This is a genomic window from Butyricicoccus pullicaecorum DSM 23266, assembly GCF_900167005.1.
GTDB classification, from domain to species: Bacteria; Bacillota; Clostridia; order Oscillospirales; family Butyricicoccaceae; genus Butyricicoccus; species Butyricicoccus pullicaecorum.
Map to the genome: position 1 here is coordinate 506,970 of NZ_FUXW01000001.1, position 19,445 is coordinate 526,414.

Consider the following 19,445-nt stretch of genomic DNA (forward strand, 5'->3'; position numbering starts at 1 on the left):
AGTCACGCGCGATCAGTTTTTTGCCGGATTTTCGGGTGCTACGTCCTCGCCAGAGTCATCCTTTGCGTCCTCTCCAGCGTCACCCTCTGCGCTCTCCGAGGAGGGGATGAAACCGAGGAATCGGAACAGATCGCCGCCCATCGTGTCGCGGGTGGGAATATCAAAAAGCGCCGGGACAGTGTCCAACGGATCCTTGACACCGATCGCCTCGCGCAGCTTGGGGTCCTGAAGCTGCTCACAGCAGTGATACAGACCATCGTCTACGACCTGCAGGATATCACCCGTGCCGCTGCGAGCGGCCTGAAATCGTCCATACAGATCCATCATCTTACCCTCGGTCGGCTTGCGGCACAGCAGATAATCTTCTGTGCCGGGCACCGGAATTTTTCCAACCTTCAGGCGATCCGCTTCGCGCTGCGCGCGCTTTGCGACCAGCGCGTCAAAACTGATTTGTGCCATAAGTGCTTGTCCTCCTTAGTATGTAATGACTTCCAGAAACTCAAAATCCGAGAATTTATAGGGGATACTCTCGGTAATGATAGATTTCTTCTCGAAATTGGCAATATTTGCCTCGGTAAAGGTAACCATGCCGATGCGGCAGCGTTCTCTTTTGCCGGTGGACGGGTTTTCCAGCAGCGTGATGATCTCGCACTCGGGGAAATCGCCAGACAGCATCGCCTGTACGATCTCGTGCGCGATCTCAGTATCAACCTTGAGGTATTCCAGCGTGCCCTCGCCCGACCAGCCGTTATACACGGCATAAGTCGCAGGGTCACCGCAGACGTTTACATCCTCAAAATCGCCGGTCATTTTGTTTTCGATTTTCTGTACGGTGGCGAGCTCCTTGCCCCTCCACCAGACGTGACCGTGCGAGCCGCGCAGAATGCGGTTCAGCGCCTGCTGCGTCAGTTTGTTGTTTGCCATAGGTAATGTCCTCCTTATGCCATGTTGACCGTAAATTTGAGGTTTTCCATGCTGCCGAGGATCTTGATGTTGGCCGCAATAAAGACCGATCGCTTAAAGGCCATCTTTTTGACCTTGTCATCGTCCCACTCGGCAGCCTCGTCCTTACCGGTGCCGAGCCATGCCGAGCGCTGCGCCTCAACGTCAATGTCTGCCAGATTGTCATACTCCCGGTCGAGCACATCGGTGCCCGGCTGAGCCAGTTCGCGGAAGTAAGCATTCACCGAGGCGATAAAGAGCATCTGGTTGTCCAGATTATTGCGGTAGTTGCCCAGATAGACATCGCGGAACACCGCACGGATATCGTCCGCGATCAGGTTCATGGCCTCGACCGTCTCGATGTACTGCATATCCTCGGTCGCGGTCGTGCCGTTGGTCGTGGTCAGGCTGTTGCAGCCCGACAGGATTCGCACCTCGTCAACGTCCGCATTGTACAGGACGAGCTTGCCAGCCTTTACTGCCGCCTCACTGTCTTCAATTTCTTCAACGTGGACAAGGTTGGAGCACCGATAGTTGGTCGAGCCGCGCTTGATATTGCAGCTCGCCAGAATGCCGATCAGGCTGGCGACATACCAGTCGCCGGCCTTTTCGCCGCGTGCGTCGGCAAACGTGACCTTGGGGCTTGCAAAGTTCACGATCTGCTTGTTGTCCGGTGCTGCGCCGTTGTAGACGACAGCACGATAGTAGATCTGCCGTTGCTCCTTGGCCTTGATCCAGCTCACCAGCGCCGCCGCGTCCTCGGACTTGGCGTTGGCTACGCCGATCCAGCCGGTCTTGACGTTGCGCTCAATGATGGCCAGCGCGTCTGCCAGCGTGCCCTCGGTGCCGATGCGCACGACATAGGTCATGTACGGGGCAAAAGTCAGCACATCGCGGATCTGCTGGAGGTTGTCCGAGGTGTACAGGGCGCTGTCTGCATCGGCCTCGGGGATGCTGGTATATTTTTTGATGTCAAACTCCTCGTTGGTGTCATCCCGGATGATGAGCGTGGCAATGCCGCGCTCGCTGCGTGCAATCAGGCTGGTTGCACGCTGGATAAACTCCACAAGGATGCTGGGGATAGATGCCATATCATGTCCTCCTTGTCAGGTGTTGATTGTGACGGACAGCTCCTCAATGAGCTCGCCATCATCATGGCTGGGGCGCTCCTCCAGCCAATCGTATTGGATTGTGCCGATCAGCACGCCGTCGGTCGTGTCAAAATCAATGCCGTCCTCGCTGATGATCTCAAAGGTGCCAACCATCAGACTGTCATGCAGCGCACTGCGCAGCGCGTCCTGCATGGCATAATTGGCATCGCGCCATTTGTGAGCGTCCGGGGCAAAATAATATATGCGCGCAGTCAGGGAACGCGCGTCCATGTGGGTCGTGTCCCGGCTCGCTTGATCGTTCGCCAGTTCGATTTTGATGGATGGCCGCACGATCGGCTCGGTCAGATCGCCGGCAATGACCGGCGCTGTGATGCCAGCGTCGGCGCACGCCTGCTCGATCGTCTCGCGCAGGGCGATGTAAATGTCAGTAATACCAATCAAGACTCTACCTCCCGCGCGACCTCGTCCAGAAAGCCCTCGCACGCCCGCTCGAATTCAGGACGAAATTGATTTGCTGTATTCTCAAAAATGTGGTCACCGGGAACAAACTTGACTCGCTCTTTTCCCGGTTGGTGAGTTACCATGTTATGTCCTTTCTCCAGAAGGTGCGCATGAGGTGATGAAGAATAAACTCGAATCGCCTGAACATTCTCGGCGCGAAAATTATAGGGCTTTCCGCGTTTGATGGTATCAACATAATGATCGCTGCCTGCGTACTTCTTAGGCTTTTTATGTTTGCGGCCATAAACCTGCATAGCGCGAGACTTTGTCTTGCTGCGCAATTTATTGCCTTGCTTTTGCAGAAGCTTCTTAGCTCGTTTAGGGTTTCGTTTGGCTGCGGCTTCCAACTCATCGGCAAATGCATACAACTCCGAAAGGTCAAGTCCGTCAGATACCATCGTTTGTCACCTCCACGGGTTTGGTCTCCATCATGCAGATTAGCTCCACACGATCGGGATGTTTGTAGTGCGGCTGCCAGTACTCGACGTTATACCGGTGGCCTTTGTATGTCAGGTACATATCCTCGGCGGGGTGGGGCAGGGCATTTGCGCGGATGGTGACCGTGTGCGAGAGTTGCGCCTGCTGCATATCGCCGGACAGATTGGCGACCTTGCCGCCCGTGGGCAAAATCTTTGCCCAGACCTGCCCTTGGGGGACATAGTCAAAATCTGTGTCCCCCAGCGCAGTGGTTACCTGCTGCCTTGCATACAGCGTCACGCGGCAGGTTAGGTCATTGGTCAGACTCATCCGTGCTCACCTCCGGGTATTGGCTGCACAGTGCAATGTGATGGAGCAGCAGCGTCAGTGTATACGGGATCTCGCGGGTATCGCTGCCGGTCGGCGTGCGGTTGTCGTACCAGTGCGCGGCAAGCATCATAACGGCAATGTCGTACAGCTTATCGTCGGTCGGCGGTCTGGCCTTGCCGGTTGCGCCGATAACGTACTGCTCACTGGAGGCGATCAGCGCCTCCAGCGTGGCAGCGTCATCCTGCACATCAATGCGTGCATAGGCACAAAAGTCGTCGAGCGTTACCATTACGCATCCGCCTTTTCGAGTTTCACGATGGCATCCGCCTTTTCGAGTTTCACGATGGCATCCGACATGGACGGCTTGCAGTCAAACATCGCGCAGCCCAGGAACTTGTAAGAGTTGGTGTCGATGTCAAACGCACTGGTGACCGTGACATCCTCGGGCATATTGCCGATCACCGTGTACAGGTCGCCAAGGTATGCCTCATGCAGCTTGACACGCTCGTCGAGCTGTACCGGATAGCCAAATACATAGTAATTGGAGCCGGACATGGTGACGATGTCATTTTTGCTCTTGTCCTGCAGCGGCATAAAATCCATATAAAGCGTCTTTTTGCTCATCACGAACTCTGCGCGTGCATCGTAGCCGCCGGGAAGCAGGGCAATCAAATTGAGAACGTCCTGCGTGGTCAGACTCGCAGAGTTGGCGACCTGTACCGAGTTGGTGCTCTGATCCCAAACTGCAGCCTTATCGATACCAGTACCCTCATCGCTGCCGGTACCCAACAGGATGGTCTCGCTGATCTTGTCCGCGATCTTACGCGCCAGCATATCGGTCAACCAAGTCTCGAACGCCGGGATGGACATCATAGCAACCGACTTGGAGATCTGCACCAGCTTGGTGATCTCGTACGCACTCAGGGTGATCGACTTGAGCTTGTCCTCCTTGCCCGAGATCGTCGCATTCTGGGTATGCTTTTCGGCGGCGTTTACGGTGTCCTCAACGGCAAAGGTAACCATACCAGGCACACGCAGCAGGTTGATCTTGCTCAGCAAGGGAGCGTACTGGGTGACCTTTTCGAGGATGGTGTTGGCGGTCTGAGTCGGAATTACAGCGCCTGCCGAGCCGGTCACGGTCGTAAATGCACGCTGCTCGGCCTCGGTCATCTGATTAAGCTGATCCGAGATACCGACCGTACGGCGCAGATGCTTGATCCAAGCCGTGCGGTATTCGGGGGAGTCGATGGTATACGTCTCGCTGCGCTGCTCGGGATCGCTGGGCAGCTGCATACCCGGCAGCGGATTGCCGACAGCGCCGGTACCGATCTTACGCAGCAGTGCGGCGCGGGTTTCCGCACCCTGCTTGAGCTGACCACGCTCGGCGATCAGGTTGTCCACCTCGTTGCTCAGCGCCTCGAGGTCTGCGCCCTCCTGATCCATCTCGGTACGGATCTGCGACAGACGCGCCTCGATCTGACTCAGGCGATCGCCTGCGGGCGGGGCTGCAAAAAACTGGAGACCGATAAAGTCTCTGGTGTTTGTACGCTTACGCATTGGCATTGTCCTCCTTTTGGATGCCGCATAATTTGAGTTTGAGCTCGAGCTTGCGCCGCATGGCCTCCGCCTGTGCGTGCTCCCGCGCGGCCTCCGCCGCTGCCCAGGATCTGGCTGCAATCTCGGTACCGTCATAGGCGGGGAAGTCGACCGCGGCCACATCAAAGATGCGCTGGAATGCAGTGATTCGGCGCAGATGCTCCTGCCGATCGTACTCAGACCGTTTGACGGTAAACGCGAAACTCATCTTGTCAATGTAGCCGCCTTGGATCTCCTCGTAGAGCCTCCGCCCCTCCTCGGTGCCGCCCAAGTCGGCGCTGATCCGCAGACCGATCGTGTCAACGGACAGTGACAGCGTGTTGTTTCGCGTGCGGGCGACAGGTTTGCCGCCATGGTTAAAATTCATCACGACATCGGACATTTCCGCTCCCGAAAATGCCTGTCGGTCGATGACTTCCTTGTACTGGATGCCGTCATACTCGTAGAGGACGGTCTCCTCATCAAATTTTGCCGCGTAGCCCTCTACGCGGTAGGTTTTCGCGCCCTCACTGCCGGACTCTGCCGGCAGCGCCCGCACCTCGAATGTGCGATAGTTGCGCGTCTCAGGTGTAATTGCCATGGTGTCAGTCCTCCTGACTATCATCCAGCGGGACAGGCTGCTGCTTGTCCGCATCCAGTTTGTCAATCTCAGTATACTCGCGGCGGATAAAATATCTGTCGCCGCCCTCTACGGGCGGGAGATTGAAAATCTCAAGGCCCATATTGTGGGTGAGAAATCCCCGGTCAAACAGATCAGTCACGATCTGTAGCTTGGTTGAGTTGCTGGCATACTGCAGCCGGTTGGTGGTAGCGAGGATCATGTTGCCGGCAGCCAGATCGGACGGCGCAAAGGTCATGTGACTGAGCACCTGAGAGACTTGGATTGCAAACGGCTCGATCTTGCCCTCGTAGTACGCATCCCACTCGTCCTCGGTGTAGGTGTTGGTCAAAATCTTGCCATTGGTGCCGAAGTACTCATACACACTCTCGCGGATGTACTCCTGCTGCCGGGGATTGACAACCTGCGCCACGCTCTCGAGCTGTTTGACATCGGCAAATTTTGCATCAACCACAAAAATGCCGGTAGCGTTTTGGCGCAGATTGTGATCTGCGAGCTGATCTCTGGCCTCGTCGATGTCCTTTTGCTTAAACTGATTGGCCAGACGCGCCAAAAATCGGATGGTCGTGGCATTTTTGATGCCGTTGATGATGCCCTCATCCTGCGTGTGCGCGACCTGCATGGTGGGAACAAGCGGGCGATTGGTCTCGCCGAAAAAATCGTGCTCATACTGGTGCTGTACCAGCAGGCCCGCCCGCTCGAACTCGACTGCCGCTGTCTGGCCGCCCATAAAGCGGTACCGAAGGTATGGCACGCCGCCATACTCACGTACCTCGGCCTGCTGCGGCAGGACGGGGTAATAACCGAGCAGCCGCCCGTTTGCGTCCTCCAACGGGACGACAAAGGCGTTGTTTTGGATCTCGTAGATGGTCGCCAGCCGCGCCAGAAATTTGCTCGCATCCTGCCAAGGGTTGGGCTGGTGGGCGAGGGTATAGGCCAGATCGGGGCGGCGATCTCCGACGATTTCCAAGTGCAGCTTGCTCGCGTGCCGGGCAAAGGTCGCGATCGCGGCGCGTGTCAGCGCCATTTCATACAGACCGCCCTCGTACGTTGTGTACACCGGCTGGTATGCGGTGAGCGTCTTAAAGTAACTCTGTACCTCCCGTTCGGTCGGCGTGCGTGCCTTGGGCGGAAAGAGCTTTTCAAACAGTCCCATGATTATCTCCTATACACATCTACTCCGGCGACGTTTGCACATACAACAACAACCGGACAGCCAAACTCCTCGCTGAGCGTTGCGGCAAGCGCACGACGATCATCCGTGCGCATTATACTGTTCAGGCGCACAACGATGCGCTCTCCGGGAAGTGCCCATGCACGCAGATGCGGAGGGGTGAACTCAGATTTTGGCATATCAATCATTTATAGGTGCCTCCTTGTTGAGTCTGATGTAGTCGTCCATTTTGTCCTGCAACACCTTGTAGGCACAGATCAGAGCGACTGTACCGTCGATACGGCGGCGGGGATCGTTGGACTTGACTGGTTGGATATTGCCGTTGATGTCGCTCTTCACTTCGGTGTTGAGCAGACAGATCTTGTCGATCGGGTTGTTGTTGTCAACCACATGACCGGCACCCAGATCGGCCTTGAGGTCTTTCATGGGCTGCGACAGGGAGTAGGTACCTTGCCGTACGGGGATCATGCAGCGCTCGCCAAACTCGCCCTTAAATCTGGCGAGTAGACTGTCATCAACGTGCCAAGGGTCGTAGCCGATGTACAGCGTATACAGTCCCTCGTCGCGCAGCTCACAAAACCAGTCCAGGATTACCTGCTTGTCGATCTTGTTGCCAGGCACCGCACGCATGAGACCACGCTTGACATATTGCGAGTATGCCAGGCTGTCGCGCTCGCGCCGGTTGCCGCTGGCGGCATCCAGGTCAAGCACGGCCTGTGGGATCCAGTACATAGACCGGCGGTAGATATGCGGATCACCTAGGCGCATACAGAGTGCGGTCGCCGCGGTTAGATCGATGCTTTCGGACGCATCAAAGCCGCCGATGCAGTAGTCAAACGCAATGTCAAAGGTTGCAGGATTGGAGCACTCTGCCCAGGTCAGCCATGCACTCTGTGCATTTTCTTTCAGGTTAAAATCCTTGACCAATACCGTTGGCAAAAATGATTGGTCATGTTTTGCCTTTTTGACCATCTGCCGCAAAAATTCGCGGCTTTTGATCGTGTCAATGCCAGGATTGGATTTGATCCAGTATTTTTCTTTGGGGTACTCTTCACGCTTGTCCAGCTCGTAGATCCACGGTAAAAATGTGTCGTCGTCAATGCTGCCATCGAGCACGCCGGCGGCGTATTCGTATTGGGCATCAAAAATGCCCTCGCGCACAAAGCCATTGGTCGAGATCGAAAACAGTAACGGCTGCTGCCGCGCAGATTGCGACTGTTTCATGTCGTCGTAGATCTGGCGGTTTTTGATCGCCGCCAGCTCGTCAATTAGGATGCCGTGCGCGTTAAGACCATCCAGACTGTTGGTCGAGCTGGCCAGCACGCGGATAAATCCCATGTTGGGAGCAAAATACAGGTCGCTTTGCCGTTTGCGGATAGCACCGGCAAGCTCAGGGGACTGCTGCCGCATATTGCAGCACGCCTCAAACGCCTTGCCCGCCTGCTCGCGCTTGGTCGCAATGTTGTAGATCTCGGGCGCCCCCTCGCCGTCGTTAACCAGCAGATCGATCTCCATCGCGGCGATCTCGGTCGTTTTGCCGTTTTTACGACCCTCGACGATCATGCACTCCTTGTACTGCCGCAGGCCGGTCGCCTGATGGACAAAACCAAAGATCGCCTGCCAGCGCGCCTTTTGGAATAGCTCCAGCCGGATCGGCTCGCCGAGCCGTCCCTGCGGCTGCCGGCAGAAGGTCTCGACAAAGGTGATATGCCGGTTGGCCTCCTCCAGATCAAAGACGTAAGGGGTGTATTTTTCTGGGTGCCGGATCTTATCCAGCAGCATCGCGCACAGCAGCTTGATCTTTTGGCAGGCGATCAGCTTGCCGGTTAGCACCAGTACACAGTATTGCTCAAGATAGTGCGGGCCCTCTGGCGCAGCCTGTTTTTTTGCCTCCCGCACCATGCGCCGCAGCAGCGCTTGCCGTTTTCGGCGCGGATCAGTTGCCATCTGTGCGCCTCCTTTCCGGTGTCCAATTTGGACACACTTCGGATTGTGATGCTTGCGGCTTGCGCACGACCCGATCGATTGCCTGATGAGGGCAGACGCGCGAGCGCTCAGGCGTGCGCATGGTGTCCCGGCAGTAGCCATACTGGTTGAGCATCGGGCACATCTTGGGACACATCAGCATTTTCGGCGGCCTCCAGTCGTGACAAATTCCAGCAACTTGCTGGCTGCCGGGTTGTCGGTCGGCAGCATTGCGCACAGGCTGTTGATAATTGCCGTGTAATTTTTAATCATCGCGAGGTAGACCTCGACTTCGGGACTCTTCTTGGTGCCAAACTGGTTCTCACCATTCTGGTATTCGCTCGTGACGCCGTTTTCCTGAATAACCGCCCGTAAGTCCTCCAGCTGGACGGCCATAAATGCGGCATTGTCCAGCAATTTGTCAACGGTTTTGCGCCGTTTTTCGTCCAGTCCCTTGAAAACGGCAGAAAGCTCCTCGCGTGCGTGTTTTAATCTTGTTTTCGGGTTGGTCATTGGCCGTCCCATCGTTCGGCCTCCTCTCTGTCAAACTACACCCCTCCTGTGGGAACCACTCAGTGTAAAATGGGTGGCTGATACGGTCAGGAAAGCCTCGGCCTCAGGGCTCGGATAGGGGCAGTGGATTACCCCAAGCATCCAGTCGATAACGCAGCGGTGAGTGATCGCCCAGGTGCTCATCGTTGTGGCAATCCTGGCAAACGTACTCCAGATTGCGGTGGTTGAGTGTGATCGTCGGGTCATTCACGTTGCGCCGGGTGAGGTAGATCTTGTGATGGACGATCTTGCCTGGTTTTCGATGGCAGTGCTCGCACAGACCGCCATCGATCTGGATGCGCGACGCGATATACGAGCGCCGGCAGGCAAGCCAGGCCTGTGAGTGGTAAAACTTACTTGCCCAGTCCTGCATCCGGCAGACACCTCCTCATGCTGTTGATCCCGTAGGCCAGATCGGCGCGCATGGTGAGTAATACCTGATGCTGCCGGTCCAGATCCAGCCGGCGGCGACGGTTCGGCTCAGCAGCTGCGCGTGCTCGGTTGATGGCGATTGCCTGGTCAATCTTGCGCTGGCCGTCCTCGTACTGTGCAATCAAATCCAGCAGACTACTCACCTCAAACACCTCCGTGCAAATAAAAAAGCCCGTAAACGCAGTACCAACGTACTACGTTCACGGGCCAAAAGTCTCTCAGACCTCCCCGGCCAAATTCGGGGTCTTTAATTCGATCTTGCGCCTGCATCTTCGGCAGGTCACATATACGCCGTGGACTTTTGCAGAGGGAGAGCACCAAGCTATGTGCAGTCCGCACTCTGGACATAATATCCAGCGTCGTTCTTGGGGTTGATTATATTTTACCACATTGACATCAGGCTTCAATGCTTCCAGCTCCTTTTCTCTGGGTGTGTCACTAAGATAAGCATGGTTTCGAGTCAAAATTGATATGGACTTTTTTGCGCGAGCGCCGACGGAACGGCGAAGACTGCGCGGGCAGTTCGGGCAGAAGGTACTTGATGTACACAAACTCGCCGAACTCTGTGCGCACGACAGGCGGTTGATCCAGCACTGTGGAATTGAGCGGCGGTGCCAGCGTGAGATCGTCCGATACAATCTCGGACTCGATGACCGGCTTGTTGAGATTACGCGAGGGTGACCAGCAGCGTTTGCCAACCTGAGCCTTGCCGTGCTCCAGCGGCTCTTTGGTCATGTAGCTGGCCAGAGCGGTGACCTGCTTGAGGTCAAATGCGCTGGCATCGGTGTTGCCATCCGTCCACAGGCTGCGGATGATCTCCTCGTCATCGTATCCATTGATGACAATGTGATGATGCAGCCGCTTATCGTGCAGGCCCTCAGTCGTATACACATACGCGACGTCCTGACCGCGCGCCTTTCGGTGACGGCGCAGCTGGCGGATGAAACGCTGGATGCGTTTGACGGCTGCGGCGCGATCTGCGGGCAGGTGGTCATTATCATAGGTCAAGGTCACATAGTAATCGTGATGGTCAAAATTTGCAGCGAGCAGCAGCTCCAGCTTCTGGCAGCTGTATTTGAGGTTGAGTTTTTGCTGTGCAAGGCTAGTGCAGCGGGATTTCTCGGCGCGCACATAATCAGGATCGCGCGGCAACGGCATAGATGCCAGAGTCACCAGACACAATCTGCCGGCGCGGATCGATCTCTTACGCTTCGCCACAAACTCACCTCCCAGAAACAAAAAAGAGTTGAGGCGTTGACTGCCTCAACTCTTGACTTGATATCTATTACTATACAGCTGGAATGCAGCGCCGTCAATAGTGAGAATGCAAACATTGACGATGGACTTGCTCGCGATCCGTTTAATCAAGATCCATTTTTGCACCGCAGTTGCAGTACGGTTCTTTGATGATTTCAACGCGACCACACAGACTGCAACGGTATTTCTTCCAATCAGCACCGTAGGGGTCGATGTAGACTTCTTCTATCCACCTGCTATGCACCACCGGCGCGGCATCAGTAATGGAAGCTATCCACCCGCGGTTGACTGCATGGATTAACATTTGTAAGCAATCTGAATACGAATAAATCGTCTGGAACGAAAATGCAGTTGCAGCATGATTCAAAGAGATATAATCATTCATCCCTATTCTCACTTTGTAAAGAGTTCCAGTACAGATACTTTGTCCGATTGGCGAGATACTCCCGGAACATTCTACCGAGTCGGACGTGTGCCGACAGTTCGTTGACCAGTTTGCGCAGCACAATCAGTGCGATTGCGATCAATGCGATCGCAATAATAAAACTGCCGAGCAGCAAGCTCACATACAGAAAGCAGGTACTCATCATACTAACCCATTCGATCATTATTTTAAGCTCCTTTCTACTTAAACGGCACATCACTATCGTCCAACGGCGCAAAGTCATCCGCGCCAAGCGCATCCGGATCGACTGGCGGCAGCTCCGGTACCAGATCGTTGCCACGCGCACCGGCTCTGGCCTTCTTGGTCTCGCCGAACGTGACCTCATCGGTATTGACCTCGATGGATACACGCTTGTTGCCGTTTCTGTCCTCCCAGTTCCGCGACTGGAGACGACCAACCACGATGGCCATCATGCCCTTGGTAAACCACTCCTTGACGAAATCGCCCTGTTTGCCCCACGATACACAGTCGATAAAATCGGTCTGCCGCTCGCCGTTTGGGCCCTTGCGACCACGATCAATCGCAAGGGTAAACGATGTAACAGGGACATTGGCCTGCGTGTAGCGTCGTTCGGGGTCGCGCACGAGGCGACCCATCAAAATTACCTTGTTAAGCATTCGGTGTTCCCTCCTTAATTGGCTCAAGCAGCCAGCGGGTAATGCAGGCTGCAAACTTCTCGTTTGTACAGTCAACATCTGCGTCGGGATCGGTGGCACAATCGCGTTGACAGACAGAAAGGCCAAGATCATCCCCAGAGTTTGTCTGGAGCAGCAGCTTAGCCAGCGCCTCAGGATGGCGTGCGTAATATCCGATCCGGGTGTTTTCATCCGGTACCCGCTCGAAATCATTTGCACAGTCCCGGCAGAGAACTTTGCCGACCATCAAATTTTTGTTGCATTTGCTGCAATACATAATACTCCTCCTTAAATCCACCCGGTATCCGTTGGATACAGCAGGCACTCGCGTATTTTTGCCGATTCCTCGCGCCAGCGACCGGGCGGGCAATCATACTCGACAACAATAAACCGCCCGCGGGGATGCACCCAGATAATTGTGCCGGTTTTGGTGCCGACATCCATGTAGGCCGGCTTGAATGATATTTTGCGGCCGATCAACGGGTGCGTTTTTTTGCTGCGCATTGTTTAACATCCTCCAGAGACATTTGTTTTGCGTTGGGATCGGGCGTGTCCATTGGTTCCGGCTCGCCGTTGGCATAAAATTCCGGCCACTCGGCGGCAAAACGCTGAATTTCGCCGTTAAACCAGAATTTCAACTTTCCGGTTAGGCCCTCCTTGTTTTTTGCAATCTTGATTCGGCGCAGCGTCTCCTGATCGGACTTTTCTTCGGGTGTTTTGAGCTCACAGTCTGGCGGTATGTACATCAGCAGGATGGCATCGGCATCCTGCTCCAGCTGCCCGCTGCCGCGCAGATCGGATAGATCTGGCTCGGTGTATGCGTCCGTGTTGCGGTTGAGCTGAGACAGGCCGATCACGACAACACTTAGCTCCTTGGCCATCATTTGCAGCGCGCGGGAGGTCTCTGAGATGCGGTCATATTCGGACAGTCGCCGGTTGGTGCTGCACACCAACTGGATATAATCCACAATCACGACATCCAACCGCCGCACGATCGTGTCGCGCCGGATGCGCTCGGGCGTGTAGCACGCAGCGTCAATGATTTCAAACGGTAGTCGGCTGAGCCTGCCAGATGCAGAGGCGAGGTCTGCGACCTGTTTACCGGACAGTTTACGGTGCTTGATCGCGCTCAAAGGGACGTAAGACTGTGCAGTTAGGATGCGTCCAAGCACGCTTTTGGGGTCGGTCTCCAGTGAGAAAAAACCCACGCGCTTGCCTTTTGTGGCGAAATGATGCCCGACTTGCAGGGCAAACGCAGTTTTGCCCACGCTGGGGCGTGCGCCCAGGATGATGTACTCATTGCCGCTGCACAGCAAATGCCGGTTGAGTCGGTCGAATCCCCAGTCGAGGTATACCGGCTGCTCATCGATGTGCGCCATAAAATCCGTACACAGATCGGTGAGCGTGTAAATGTTTTTGGCTTGTCCCGATCCGCCCAACGCACCGACCAGCTGCTCGGCCTGCTGCCGCATATCATCCAGAGCGGGTGTGCCGGACATGGCGTCCTGCATGGCATCGACCAGTGGGCGAGCATGCTCAATCGCAGCGACATCTCGGACGATCTTGGCATAGCTGAGCCAGACCGTTGAGCTGGGCGTGATCATCACCAGCTCGCGGCACATCTGGCAGATCTCCGGGCCCACCTTGGCACCGATTGTGACTGGCGAGATCTCGACGCCGTCGTTGAAAAGCGCGGCAGCCGTCGAGAAGATCGCGCGGTGATCGTCGGCGAGAAAGTCGTCGGCCTGCATGGAGACGATGATCTCGGCAGCGGCCTGCCGGTCGATCAGCATGGAGCCGAGCACGCCCTGCGCAGCCTCGATGTAGTAATTACTCAACATCGTAGTATCCCTCCCGTTGGTAGTCGTACTGGTGGTATCTGCCTGCGGAAATGTTTGCCAGAGTAGTCCAAAACGATTTTACCTGAATACCCAGTGTGGCAGCACACTGCTGAGCGGTGCCGGTAACAATCACATCATTGGTGCCGGCGCGAAAGATCGTGTAAATCATATGCCGACTGCGTCTCGCAACGGTTTTATGACATACCTTGCAGGTCACATGGTAAGCATCGATCCCGCCGATTTTCCGCCACCGACGGCGGTAAAATGTCGCCAGACAGATACCGAGATCCTTTGCGCATTGCTCTGCGGTACCTTGGGTAACCAGTGCGCCGTCTGATTTGCGGCGAATGACATACGAGTTGTACTTTACATTCACAACTCACGCGCCTCCCTTCGGCGAGGTGTAGCCGCTTCGGGGCGCTCCCGCTCGTCCGTCTTGAGGGGGTAAACGGTCTTCCAGCCCATGAGGATCGCCTGCTCCAGCATGGAAATCTTGATCAATCTGTCGTTGGTCAGCTTGTCCAACCGGCTGACTAGCCTCTGTGCAGCACGTACCGTCATCGGCTCGCGGCGATCTTTGCGGTCAGCAGCCAGATCGTTGAGCGCATTGCATAATTCGGCATCCTCTCCGGCATACAGGGCAAACACGTCCTCAACAGTTTTCGGTTCGTCGGTTTTGGGGACTATAGGGGTATTATTCTTACTTGTAATATTCTTCCTATTATAATGCTCCTTAAAATTAAGGTGAGGGTCACCTCGATTTTCAGGTGAGGTCACCTCATTTTTAAGGAGTGGTAAAGCTGGATTTCCTGCAATCCAAATACGGCGTCCGGTTACCTGTCCGCCATCGTCTCGCAGTACCTCAACGCTGATATAGCCGCCTTTGACGAGCTGGGTAATCCAGCCCTGCACCGTCTTGATACTGGCATCGTAAAGCTCGGCAAAATAGGCATTGCCAGCCGAGCAATACCCGGATTTGTTGCACAGGGCTGTGATCTCGGCATACAGCAGGCGCGCCGCTGGGCGCAGCTGTTTGTCGTACCGCACGCTTGCCGGTAAGACGGCATAATAATTCGGTCTTTCCATAGCTGTAACTCCTAATTTTTGAGACAATGGATTTACGCCGCACCTCCTCCGAGGTACGGCGTGATATGTGATTACAACTGTTATGATTCGGTGGACTATCGCAGAGCCGTAGCGTGCTTCCAGACGTTTCCGTCCGGTGCACAACTCTTAGTCATTATTGATCGATATAACTCAGCCATATCAGGGTTATTGTCGTAAAAATACAGATAAATATTGGCGATTAGAGTTTGTACTTCGACTATAATATCATCACCGCGTCCGCCGATCTCCACTTGTTTACAAGGCTTTTTTTCGTTTGAGGCATCAATATAATACTTAATCATGGTGGTATCCCTCCTGTGCAATATCAAGGTCGCGGCAAAGATCTCCGATCAGCAGCACGATCAGCAGGGGTATCAAAACGATCACCCGAACGTGCAGCGGGATCTCCAGTAGCAGCCGGATGAGCAGCAGCACTCCGGCAATCTGTCCGATTCGTTTCATTTTCCAGTCTCCTTTCTCTTGATTCTGGCGGTGTATACCGCCAGAATTTTCCGGCGCTCCATTTTGAGCTTTTGTTGGCGCGTCCACTCTTCGCGCTGCCAGTCACTGAGCATAGCGGCATGGGCAGCTTGATGCGCAAGCTGCTCATGCCTGACGTGATATGGCTTAAACATGGTCAAATGTCTCCTTCGGCGGGCATCCGTATCGGCGGATATGCCACTGGTGGTATGCAGCCTGCGTTTCCGGCTGCTGGAATACACGCGCGCCGAGGGTCAGAATGTAGTCCATAAATCCATCCAGCGTATTTTTGTCGATGGATTCCAGATCGATCTTGGTCTGCATACCGGCGGCCTCCTTACTGTTTCGTGTCCTTACGGTCGTTTTCCTGCGCCTGCTGGGCGCTCAGACCGAGGATAAAGCCCACGGCGAGAGTCCGCTGATCTGTGGGGAGCGCCTGCAAACGCTGGAAAATAAGGTTGGTGTCCATCGCAGAGGTGATGGACGATGTGCTCTTGTTGTTTAACAACATTTGTATCACCTCCTGTTGTATTGCAAATACAGAATAGCACGCGCAAAACGTATTGTCAATACTTTTGTTTTGGAAATGTTCGTATTGACAATACAAAAGACTGTTGTTATACTGTTTGTGAGAGGAGGTGATACCTTGCAGGAACGATTCCGCGAGTTGCGTAAGGCGCTGGGGCTCAGTCAGGATGATTTCGGGCGTAAGCTGGGAGTCACGCGGGGTGTTATCACAAACATAGAGCTTGGGAAAGTCCCGCCGAAGGATTTGTTTGTAAGTCTGGTCTGTGATACATTCGGAGTAAATCGTACATGGATCGAGACCGGCGAAGGCGAGATGTTTAACGATCTCGGCCCCGATGCTGCATTCGAGCGGCTTTGTACCGAGATTGCAGCATCAGACGACGAGTTCCTCAAAAGGGCAATGCGTGCCTACTGGGAGTTATCCGATGATCGCAAGCAGGCCGTCCGGGACTTTATCGATCAGCTCGCCGGCAAATGAGCGCAAAAAAGAGACCGCCGAAGCGGTCTCTTTTGCTGTCTCGTCAGGCATTGAGCCTGAGCAGGGCAATAGATTTGTAATACATGGCGTTGATGTAGTAGGCACTGCCGGTCGCGATCAGTTGGATCAGGCAGCGTCGGCGGCGCTCAATGTCATTTAGTTTTTGAGATTGCATAAGGGCTCCTCCTGTGATATGTATTACCCTGCGCAGAGCATGCATATAGCATACTCTGTTTCAGAAAAAATGTCTATTGACAAGATCACTCAAAATATTTTAGGGATTTGGCAGAAAATACTTAGAGACAATTTATAAACACAGCATAAAACATTTGTGCAAAACGCAGAAAGTCAGTTTCTGAAATCGACTTTTAAACAGGGTATGTTATAATAGCCATATTAAAATATTATGTTATGGAAGAAATGTGAGGGGCCTGTATGAAAAAGAAACTTATAATATCCGTTTTAGTAGCAGTCACAATGGGTATGGCTACTGGATGTGGGGGAGAATCTGACACTATAGAGCCGATTGCCACTGAGCAACAGTCGGTTGAAACACAGGTGTCTGAATCAGATAAGGCCGAGACTGTATCGTTTGATGTCAATTGGGACCAGTGTCGTGACGATCTGGTGTCGGAGCTAGTATCAGATGATTATCCATATATACAGGATGTCTATTTAGGCGTAGACGATGAAACCCGACGCATTACATTGACGGCTACATTGGACGATGCAACTGCGCCTGATGTCGCGCTTGACTTGGCCGATACGATGATTCGCCGGACATGTGCATTAGCTAATATGCAAGACTCTGACGTTACAATGCCCGGCGCGGACACATATGGCGGGCTTTTCGATGTATACGATTGTATGATTGGCATCGCGCCGATGAGCCAAGTTAATAACAGCGATCAATGGTTTGTCTACGATGCAATCGCGCGAGGCACTAACCAAAAACCAGAGCTAACAGCAGCATATAGATCCTAATGTTTCATGAAAAAAACCGCCCAGTGGATGACAGCACTGGGCGGTTCGAACAGGGTTACAGGGGATCGATGCAGACGAAAGAGATGTGATTGATGCTCGACGCTTACGTATCGGGCTGGAGAGCAATCATATCAACCCTGTGCCCTTATTATAGCATAGCAAGATAGGGGAATACAATGTGAGATTGAATACATTGATGCCGGACGATTGTGCGGTCATCTATGCGCGCTACTCATCACACGCGCAGCGTGATGTGTCGATCGAGGATCAAGTTGCCGACTGCCGGATCTATGCCGAGCGGTTGGGCCTGACCGTGCTGGAGGTCTACGCCGATCACGCGACTACTGGACGCAGCGACGACCGTTGCCAGTTCCAGCGCATGATTCAGGATGCCAAAAAGGGACGATGGAAAACCGTTTTGACATGGAAGACTGACCGCTTCGCGCGCAACCGTTATGACAGCGCGGTGTATAAAGCCCGCCTCAAACGGTACGGTGTGCACGTGCAGTATGCCAAAGAGTCCATTCCGGACGGCCCTGAGGGCATCCTAATGGAAGGAATGCTGGAGAGTTATGCGGAATATTTCTCGGCAAACCTCGCCCAAAATGTGCGCCGTGGCCTCAACAGCAACGCGCAAAAATGTAAGCTCAACGGCCCTGCGCCGCTCGGTTACCGGCGCGGATCAGACGGCGGCTACGAGATCGTAGAGTCTGAGGCAGCCGTTGTGCGCCGGATCTATCAATCCATCACTCAGGGCACCGGCTATGCTGAGCTGGTGCGCGAGCTCAACGCTGCCGGCATCAAAACCAAGCGCGGCAGCAGTTGGACAAAGAATAGTTTCCACAAGATCCTGCGCAATGAGGCGTATATTGGCGTGTACCAATACGGCGAGCATCGCACTGAGGACGCGATCCCGCCGATCATCACCAAGGAGGAGTTTGCAGCTGTGCAAAACAAACTGGAGACCTACAAAAAACATAACGCCCACACAGGCGAGATCCGCGAGTACCTGCTGACTGGCAAGCTGTTTTGCGGGAATTGCGGCGAGGGCATGGTCGGCATCTGCGGCACCAGCAAGTCGGGTGTCCGTCATTACTATTATATGTGCAAGGGACATCAGGCGCACCGTTGCGACCTCAAAAACGTCAAGGCTGCACAATTAGAGGATCAGGTTGTCAGCTACACCATGCAATATGTCCTGCAGGATGATGTGATCGCAGAGCTGGTGGACAAACTGCTGGAATATCAGGCACAGCAGCAGGACAGCGGTATGCTGGAGGCGCTGCGCGCAGAGCTGGCAGATGTGCAGGGGAGACTGGACAATCTGATGGAGGCGATCGAGGCCGGTATCATCACCAAGACCACCAAGGCACGCCTGTCTGAGCTGGAGTCTGAGCAGGAGCGATTGACCCACTCGATCACGGTGGAGACCTGCCGCAATACCGGATTGTCGCGGGAGCAGCTGATCTTCCTGTTTGATATGTTCCGTGCAGGTGATATGCGAGATCTGGATTTTCGGCGTAGACTGATCGACACCTTTGTCAACGCGGTATTTGTTTATGACGATGGTAGGCTCAAAATCGTGTATAATTTCCGCGAGGGCAATGAGACCGTCACTAAGGAATTTGTGGACAGCGTCGAGAGCGGCGCGGTCGATAGTGTTCGTATGGTGGTAAATTCAGTGTACCACGGACATCCGAAAGGATGTCCGTTTTCTTTTTCTCTGAAAGCGAGCAGCCCAATCTCGAACGGAAGATCGGGCTGTTTTAATATTAACATCGTATCAAAGCAGGAAGTTATCGGAGGTATCACTGCCGAGGCTCTTTTGCTCACCGCACCAGACTAATCAAACGCCCCAAAAATCGCGCCGCAAAATTTTTTAAAAAACTAGAAAAATTTCTTGACTTCTTGGTCGTGGCATGATATTATATACAAGCAGTCGACAAACGGCACTGCGAAATGCGCCGGTAGCTCAGCTGGATAGAGTGTTTGGCTACGAACCAAAAGGTCGGGGGTTCGAATCCCTTCCGGCGTACCACGGACATCCGAA

Annotated in this window: 34 protein-coding genes and 1 tRNA gene; 5 read left to right on the forward strand and 30 right to left on the reverse strand. The window is 54.3% G+C overall.

Annotated elements, in window-relative coordinates:
* Nucleotides 1-12: 12 nt before the first annotated feature.
* The 14 genes from B5D52_RS02540 to B5D52_RS02600 are packed head-to-tail and all read right to left on the reverse strand — an operon-like array spanning nt 13 to nt 9,181.
* Nucleotides 13-459 (reverse strand): hypothetical protein, encoded by a 447-nt coding sequence (locus B5D52_RS02540; protein ID WP_016147515.1) that lies wholly within the window; start codon nt 457-459, stop codon nt 13-15.
* 15 nt (nt 460-474) lie between these two features.
* Complete coding sequence (locus B5D52_RS02545) at nt 475-924, reverse strand: phage tail tube protein (RefSeq protein WP_016147514.1); 450 nt, start codon at nt 922-924, stop codon at nt 475-477.
* Between the two features lie 14 nt (nt 925-938).
* Complete coding sequence (locus B5D52_RS02550; protein WP_016147513.1) at nt 939-2,033, reverse strand: phage tail sheath C-terminal domain-containing protein; 1,095 nt, start codon at nt 2,031-2,033, stop codon at nt 939-941.
* Nucleotides 2,034-2,048: 15 nt separating this feature from the next.
* Complete coding sequence (locus tag B5D52_RS02555) at nt 2,049-2,495, reverse strand: phage tail terminator family protein (protein ID WP_016147512.1); 447 nt, start codon at nt 2,493-2,495, stop codon at nt 2,049-2,051.
* Nucleotides 2,492-2,953, reverse strand: coding sequence for an HK97 gp10 family phage protein (locus tag B5D52_RS02560; RefSeq protein WP_016147511.1), 462 nt, complete (start codon nt 2,951-2,953; stop codon nt 2,492-2,494). The genes B5D52_RS02555 and B5D52_RS02560 overlap by 4 nt, the downstream gene beginning before the upstream one ends.
* Complete coding sequence (locus B5D52_RS02565) at nt 2,943-3,302, reverse strand: head-tail adaptor protein (protein ID WP_016147510.1); 360 nt, start codon at nt 3,300-3,302, stop codon at nt 2,943-2,945. Before B5D52_RS02565 ends, B5D52_RS02560 begins: the two co-directional genes overlap by 11 nt.
* Nucleotides 3,286-3,591, reverse strand: coding sequence for a head-tail connector protein (locus B5D52_RS02570; protein WP_016147509.1), 306 nt, complete (start codon nt 3,589-3,591; stop codon nt 3,286-3,288). Before B5D52_RS02570 ends, B5D52_RS02565 begins: the two co-directional genes overlap by 17 nt.
* Nucleotides 3,591-4,859: a phage major capsid protein gene (locus tag B5D52_RS02575; protein WP_016147508.1), complete on the reverse strand. Its 1,269-nt coding sequence runs from the start codon at nt 4,857-4,859 to the stop codon at nt 3,591-3,593. Before B5D52_RS02575 ends, B5D52_RS02570 begins: the two co-directional genes overlap by 1 nt.
* Entirely contained in the window at nt 4,852-5,478 is a 627-nt protein-coding gene (locus B5D52_RS02580; protein ID WP_016147507.1) for an HK97 family phage prohead protease, read from the reverse strand. The genes B5D52_RS02575 and B5D52_RS02580 overlap by 8 nt, the downstream gene beginning before the upstream one ends.
* 4 nt (nt 5,479-5,482) lie before the next feature.
* Nucleotides 5,483-6,673 carry a phage portal protein gene (locus B5D52_RS02585; protein WP_016147506.1) on the reverse strand — a complete coding sequence of 397 codons (1,191 nt, stop codon included), beginning with the start codon at nt 6,671-6,673 and terminating at the stop codon, nt 5,483-5,485.
* Nucleotides 6,674-6,675: 2 nt separating this feature from the next.
* Nucleotides 6,676-6,879, reverse strand: coding sequence for a hypothetical protein (locus tag B5D52_RS02590; RefSeq protein ID WP_016147505.1), 204 nt, complete (start codon nt 6,877-6,879; stop codon nt 6,676-6,678).
* A complete protein-coding gene (locus B5D52_RS02595) occupies nt 6,872-8,638 on the reverse strand; it encodes a terminase large subunit (RefSeq protein WP_016147504.1) in 1,767 nt (588 codons plus the stop codon). Before B5D52_RS02595 ends, B5D52_RS02590 begins: the two co-directional genes overlap by 8 nt.
* Nucleotides 8,628-8,819: a hypothetical protein gene (locus tag B5D52_RS15860; protein ID WP_016147503.1), complete on the reverse strand. Its 192-nt coding sequence runs from the start codon at nt 8,817-8,819 to the stop codon at nt 8,628-8,630. The genes B5D52_RS02595 and B5D52_RS15860 overlap by 11 nt, the downstream gene beginning before the upstream one ends.
* On the reverse strand, nt 8,813-9,181 hold the full coding sequence (locus B5D52_RS02600; RefSeq protein ID WP_016147502.1) for a hypothetical protein: 369 nt from the start codon (nt 9,179-9,181) through the stop codon (nt 8,813-8,815). The genes B5D52_RS15860 and B5D52_RS02600 overlap by 7 nt, the downstream gene beginning before the upstream one ends.
* A 175-nt stretch (nt 9,182-9,356) precedes the next feature.
* On the opposite strand from B5D52_RS02600, the gene B5D52_RS16010 reads away from it, so the two are divergent.
* The gene (locus B5D52_RS16010; protein WP_159446498.1) at nt 9,357-9,551 is read left to right on the forward strand and encodes a hypothetical protein; all 195 of its coding nucleotides are present in this window, start codon (nt 9,357-9,359) and stop codon (nt 9,549-9,551) included.
* 10 nt (nt 9,552-9,561) lie between these two features.
* On the opposite strand, the gene B5D52_RS02610 is transcribed toward B5D52_RS16010, so the two are convergent.
* The 15 genes from B5D52_RS02610 to B5D52_RS16030 form a co-directional block, all read right to left on the reverse strand.
* The gene (locus B5D52_RS02610) at nt 9,562-9,783 is read right to left on the reverse strand and encodes a hypothetical protein (RefSeq protein ID WP_016147500.1); all 222 of its coding nucleotides are present in this window, start codon (nt 9,781-9,783) and stop codon (nt 9,562-9,564) included.
* Between the two features lie 295 nt (nt 9,784-10,078).
* Nucleotides 10,079-10,858: a rolling circle replication-associated protein gene (locus B5D52_RS02620; RefSeq protein WP_016147499.1), complete on the reverse strand. Its 780-nt coding sequence runs from the start codon at nt 10,856-10,858 to the stop codon at nt 10,079-10,081.
* Nucleotides 10,859-11,000: 142 nt separating this feature from the next.
* Nucleotides 11,001-11,282, reverse strand: coding sequence for a hypothetical protein (locus B5D52_RS15865; RefSeq protein WP_143149460.1), 282 nt, complete (start codon nt 11,280-11,282; stop codon nt 11,001-11,003).
* The gene (locus tag B5D52_RS02625) at nt 11,275-11,505 is read right to left on the reverse strand and encodes a hypothetical protein (protein ID WP_016147498.1); all 231 of its coding nucleotides are present in this window, start codon (nt 11,503-11,505) and stop codon (nt 11,275-11,277) included. Before B5D52_RS02625 ends, B5D52_RS15865 begins: the two co-directional genes overlap by 8 nt.
* 16 nt (nt 11,506-11,521) lie before the next feature.
* On the reverse strand, nt 11,522-11,959 hold the full coding sequence (locus tag B5D52_RS02630) for a single-stranded DNA-binding protein (protein WP_016147497.1): 438 nt from the start codon (nt 11,957-11,959) through the stop codon (nt 11,522-11,524).
* Nucleotides 11,952-12,254, reverse strand: coding sequence for a hypothetical protein (locus B5D52_RS02635; RefSeq protein WP_016147496.1), 303 nt, complete (start codon nt 12,252-12,254; stop codon nt 11,952-11,954). Before B5D52_RS02635 ends, B5D52_RS02630 begins: the two co-directional genes overlap by 8 nt.
* Before the next feature lie 11 nt (nt 12,255-12,265).
* Nucleotides 12,266-12,481 (reverse strand): hypothetical protein, encoded by a 216-nt coding sequence (locus B5D52_RS02640; protein ID WP_016147495.1) that lies wholly within the window; start codon nt 12,479-12,481, stop codon nt 12,266-12,268.
* The gene (locus tag B5D52_RS02645; protein WP_016147494.1) at nt 12,454-13,818 is read right to left on the reverse strand and encodes a replicative DNA helicase; all 1,365 of its coding nucleotides are present in this window, start codon (nt 13,816-13,818) and stop codon (nt 12,454-12,456) included. Before B5D52_RS02645 ends, B5D52_RS02640 begins: the two co-directional genes overlap by 28 nt.
* Entirely contained in the window at nt 13,808-14,194 is a 387-nt protein-coding gene (locus B5D52_RS02650; RefSeq protein ID WP_016147493.1) for a hypothetical protein, read from the reverse strand. The genes B5D52_RS02645 and B5D52_RS02650 overlap by 11 nt, the downstream gene beginning before the upstream one ends.
* Nucleotides 14,191-14,904 carry a helix-turn-helix domain-containing protein gene (locus tag B5D52_RS02655; protein WP_016147492.1) on the reverse strand — a complete coding sequence of 238 codons (714 nt, stop codon included), beginning with the start codon at nt 14,902-14,904 and terminating at the stop codon, nt 14,191-14,193. Before B5D52_RS02655 ends, B5D52_RS02650 begins: the two co-directional genes overlap by 4 nt.
* A 95-nt stretch (nt 14,905-14,999) precedes the next feature.
* A complete protein-coding gene (locus tag B5D52_RS02660) occupies nt 15,000-15,227 on the reverse strand; it encodes a hypothetical protein (protein ID WP_016147491.1) in 228 nt (75 codons plus the stop codon).
* Nucleotides 15,220-15,387, reverse strand: coding sequence for a hypothetical protein (locus tag B5D52_RS16015; RefSeq protein ID WP_016147490.1), 168 nt, complete (start codon nt 15,385-15,387; stop codon nt 15,220-15,222). Before B5D52_RS16015 ends, B5D52_RS02660 begins: the two co-directional genes overlap by 8 nt.
* Nucleotides 15,384-15,560 carry a hypothetical protein gene (locus B5D52_RS16020; protein ID WP_016147489.1) on the reverse strand — a complete coding sequence of 59 codons (177 nt, stop codon included), beginning with the start codon at nt 15,558-15,560 and terminating at the stop codon, nt 15,384-15,386. Before B5D52_RS16020 ends, B5D52_RS16015 begins: the two co-directional genes overlap by 4 nt.
* Nucleotides 15,553-15,729, reverse strand: coding sequence for a hypothetical protein (locus B5D52_RS16025; RefSeq protein ID WP_016147488.1), 177 nt, complete (start codon nt 15,727-15,729; stop codon nt 15,553-15,555). Before B5D52_RS16025 ends, B5D52_RS16020 begins: the two co-directional genes overlap by 8 nt.
* Before the next feature lie 13 nt (nt 15,730-15,742).
* Entirely contained in the window at nt 15,743-15,916 is a 174-nt protein-coding gene (locus B5D52_RS16030; RefSeq protein ID WP_016147487.1) for a hypothetical protein, read from the reverse strand.
* A gap of 135 nt (nt 15,917-16,051) precedes the next feature.
* Between B5D52_RS16030 and B5D52_RS02665 the strand changes: the two genes are divergently transcribed.
* A complete protein-coding gene (locus B5D52_RS02665) occupies nt 16,052-16,411 on the forward strand; it encodes a helix-turn-helix domain-containing protein (protein ID WP_016147486.1) in 360 nt (119 codons plus the stop codon).
* 43 nt (nt 16,412-16,454) lie between these two features.
* Here B5D52_RS02665 and B5D52_RS16665 read toward each other — a convergent pair whose 3' ends face one another.
* On the reverse strand, nt 16,455-16,586 hold the full coding sequence (locus B5D52_RS16665) for a hypothetical protein (RefSeq protein WP_016147485.1): 132 nt from the start codon (nt 16,584-16,586) through the stop codon (nt 16,455-16,457).
* A 260-nt stretch (nt 16,587-16,846) separates the two neighbouring features.
* Between B5D52_RS16665 and B5D52_RS02670 the strand changes: the two genes are divergently transcribed.
* The 3 genes from B5D52_RS02670 to B5D52_RS02680 all read left to right on the forward strand — a co-directional run bounded on the left by B5D52_RS02670 (nt 16,847) and on the right by B5D52_RS02680 (nt 19,433).
* Nucleotides 16,847-17,395, forward strand: a complete 549-nt coding sequence (locus B5D52_RS02670) for a hypothetical protein (RefSeq protein ID WP_016147484.1) — start codon at nt 16,847-16,849, stop codon at nt 17,393-17,395.
* Between the two features lie 178 nt (nt 17,396-17,573).
* The gene (locus B5D52_RS02675) at nt 17,574-19,241 is read left to right on the forward strand and encodes a recombinase family protein (protein WP_143149462.1); all 1,668 of its coding nucleotides are present in this window, start codon (nt 17,574-17,576) and stop codon (nt 19,239-19,241) included.
* Between the two features lie 115 nt (nt 19,242-19,356).
* A tRNA-Arg gene (locus B5D52_RS02680) sits at nt 19,357-19,433 on the forward strand.
* Nucleotides 19,434-19,445: the final 12 nt, after the last annotated feature.

What these genes read in the sequence shown, in the direction of transcription:
- B5D52_RS02540 (WP_016147515.1), bottom strand. Translation starts at nt 459, where the DNA reads ATGGCACAAATCAGTTTTGACGCGCTGGTCGCAAAGCGCGCGCAGCGC.
- B5D52_RS02545 (WP_016147514.1), bottom strand. Translation starts at nt 924, where the DNA reads ATGGCAAACAACAAACTGACGCAGCAGGCGCTGAACCGCATTCTGCGC.
- B5D52_RS02550 (WP_016147513.1), bottom strand. Translation starts at nt 2,033, where the DNA reads ATGGCATCTATCCCCAGCATCCTTGTGGAGTTTATCCAGCGTGCAACC.
- B5D52_RS02560 (WP_016147511.1), bottom strand. Translation starts at nt 2,953, where the DNA reads ATGGTATCTGACGGACTTGACCTTTCGGAGTTGTATGCATTTGCCGAT.
- B5D52_RS02565 (WP_016147510.1), bottom strand. Translation starts at nt 3,302, where the DNA reads ATGAGTCTGACCAATGACCTAACCTGCCGCGTGACGCTGTATGCAAGG.
- B5D52_RS02570 (WP_016147509.1), bottom strand. Translation starts at nt 3,591, where the DNA reads ATGGTAACGCTCGACGACTTTTGTGCCTATGCACGCATTGATGTGCAG.
- B5D52_RS02575 (WP_016147508.1), bottom strand. Translation starts at nt 4,859, where the DNA reads ATGCGTAAGCGTACAAACACCAGAGACTTTATCGGTCTCCAGTTTTTT.
- B5D52_RS02580 (WP_016147507.1), bottom strand. Translation starts at nt 5,478, where the DNA reads ATGGCAATTACACCTGAGACGCGCAACTATCGCACATTCGAGGTGCGG.
- B5D52_RS02585 (WP_016147506.1), bottom strand. Translation starts at nt 6,673, where the DNA reads ATGGGACTGTTTGAAAAGCTCTTTCCGCCCAAGGCACGCACGCCGACC.
- B5D52_RS02590 (WP_016147505.1), bottom strand. Translation starts at nt 6,879, where the DNA reads ATGATTGATATGCCAAAATCTGAGTTCACCCCTCCGCATCTGCGTGCA.
- B5D52_RS02595 (WP_016147504.1), bottom strand. Translation starts at nt 8,638, where the DNA reads ATGGCAACTGATCCGCGCCGAAAACGGCAAGCGCTGCTGCGGCGCATG.
- B5D52_RS15860 (WP_016147503.1), bottom strand. Translation starts at nt 8,819, where the DNA reads ATGCTGATGTGTCCCAAGATGTGCCCGATGCTCAACCAGTATGGCTAC.
- B5D52_RS02600 (WP_016147502.1), bottom strand. Translation starts at nt 9,181, where the DNA reads ATGGGACGGCCAATGACCAACCCGAAAACAAGATTAAAACACGCACGC.
- B5D52_RS15865 (WP_143149460.1), bottom strand. Translation starts at nt 11,282, where the DNA reads ATGAATGATTATATCTCTTTGAATCATGCTGCAACTGCATTTTCGTTC.
- B5D52_RS02625 (WP_016147498.1), bottom strand. Translation starts at nt 11,505, where the DNA reads ATGATCGAATGGGTTAGTATGATGAGTACCTGCTTTCTGTATGTGAGC.
- B5D52_RS02630 (WP_016147497.1), bottom strand. Translation starts at nt 11,959, where the DNA reads ATGCTTAACAAGGTAATTTTGATGGGTCGCCTCGTGCGCGACCCCGAA.
- B5D52_RS02635 (WP_016147496.1), bottom strand. Translation starts at nt 12,254, where the DNA reads ATGTATTGCAGCAAATGCAACAAAAATTTGATGGTCGGCAAAGTTCTC.
- B5D52_RS02640 (WP_016147495.1), bottom strand. Translation starts at nt 12,481, where the DNA reads ATGCGCAGCAAAAAAACGCACCCGTTGATCGGCCGCAAAATATCATTC.
- B5D52_RS02645 (WP_016147494.1), bottom strand. Translation starts at nt 13,818, where the DNA reads ATGTTGAGTAATTACTACATCGAGGCTGCGCAGGGCGTGCTCGGCTCC.
- B5D52_RS02655 (WP_016147492.1), bottom strand. Translation starts at nt 14,904, where the DNA reads ATGGAAAGACCGAATTATTATGCCGTCTTACCGGCAAGCGTGCGGTAC.
- B5D52_RS02660 (WP_016147491.1), bottom strand. Translation starts at nt 15,227, where the DNA reads ATGATTAAGTATTATATTGATGCCTCAAACGAAAAAAAGCCTTGTAAA.
- B5D52_RS16015 (WP_016147490.1), bottom strand. Translation starts at nt 15,387, where the DNA reads ATGAAACGAATCGGACAGATTGCCGGAGTGCTGCTGCTCATCCGGCTG.
- B5D52_RS16020 (WP_016147489.1), bottom strand. Translation starts at nt 15,560, where the DNA reads ATGTTTAAGCCATATCACGTCAGGCATGAGCAGCTTGCGCATCAAGCT.
- B5D52_RS16025 (WP_016147488.1), bottom strand. Translation starts at nt 15,729, where the DNA reads ATGCAGACCAAGATCGATCTGGAATCCATCGACAAAAATACGCTGGAT.
- B5D52_RS16030 (WP_016147487.1), bottom strand. Translation starts at nt 15,916, where the DNA reads ATGTTGTTAAACAACAAGAGCACATCGTCCATCACCTCTGCGATGGAC.
- B5D52_RS16665 (WP_016147485.1), bottom strand. Translation starts at nt 16,586, where the DNA reads ATGCAATCTCAAAAACTAAATGACATTGAGCGCCGCCGACGCTGCCTG.
- B5D52_RS02670 (WP_016147484.1), top strand. Translation starts at nt 16,847, where the DNA reads ATGAAAAAGAAACTTATAATATCCGTTTTAGTAGCAGTCACAATGGGT.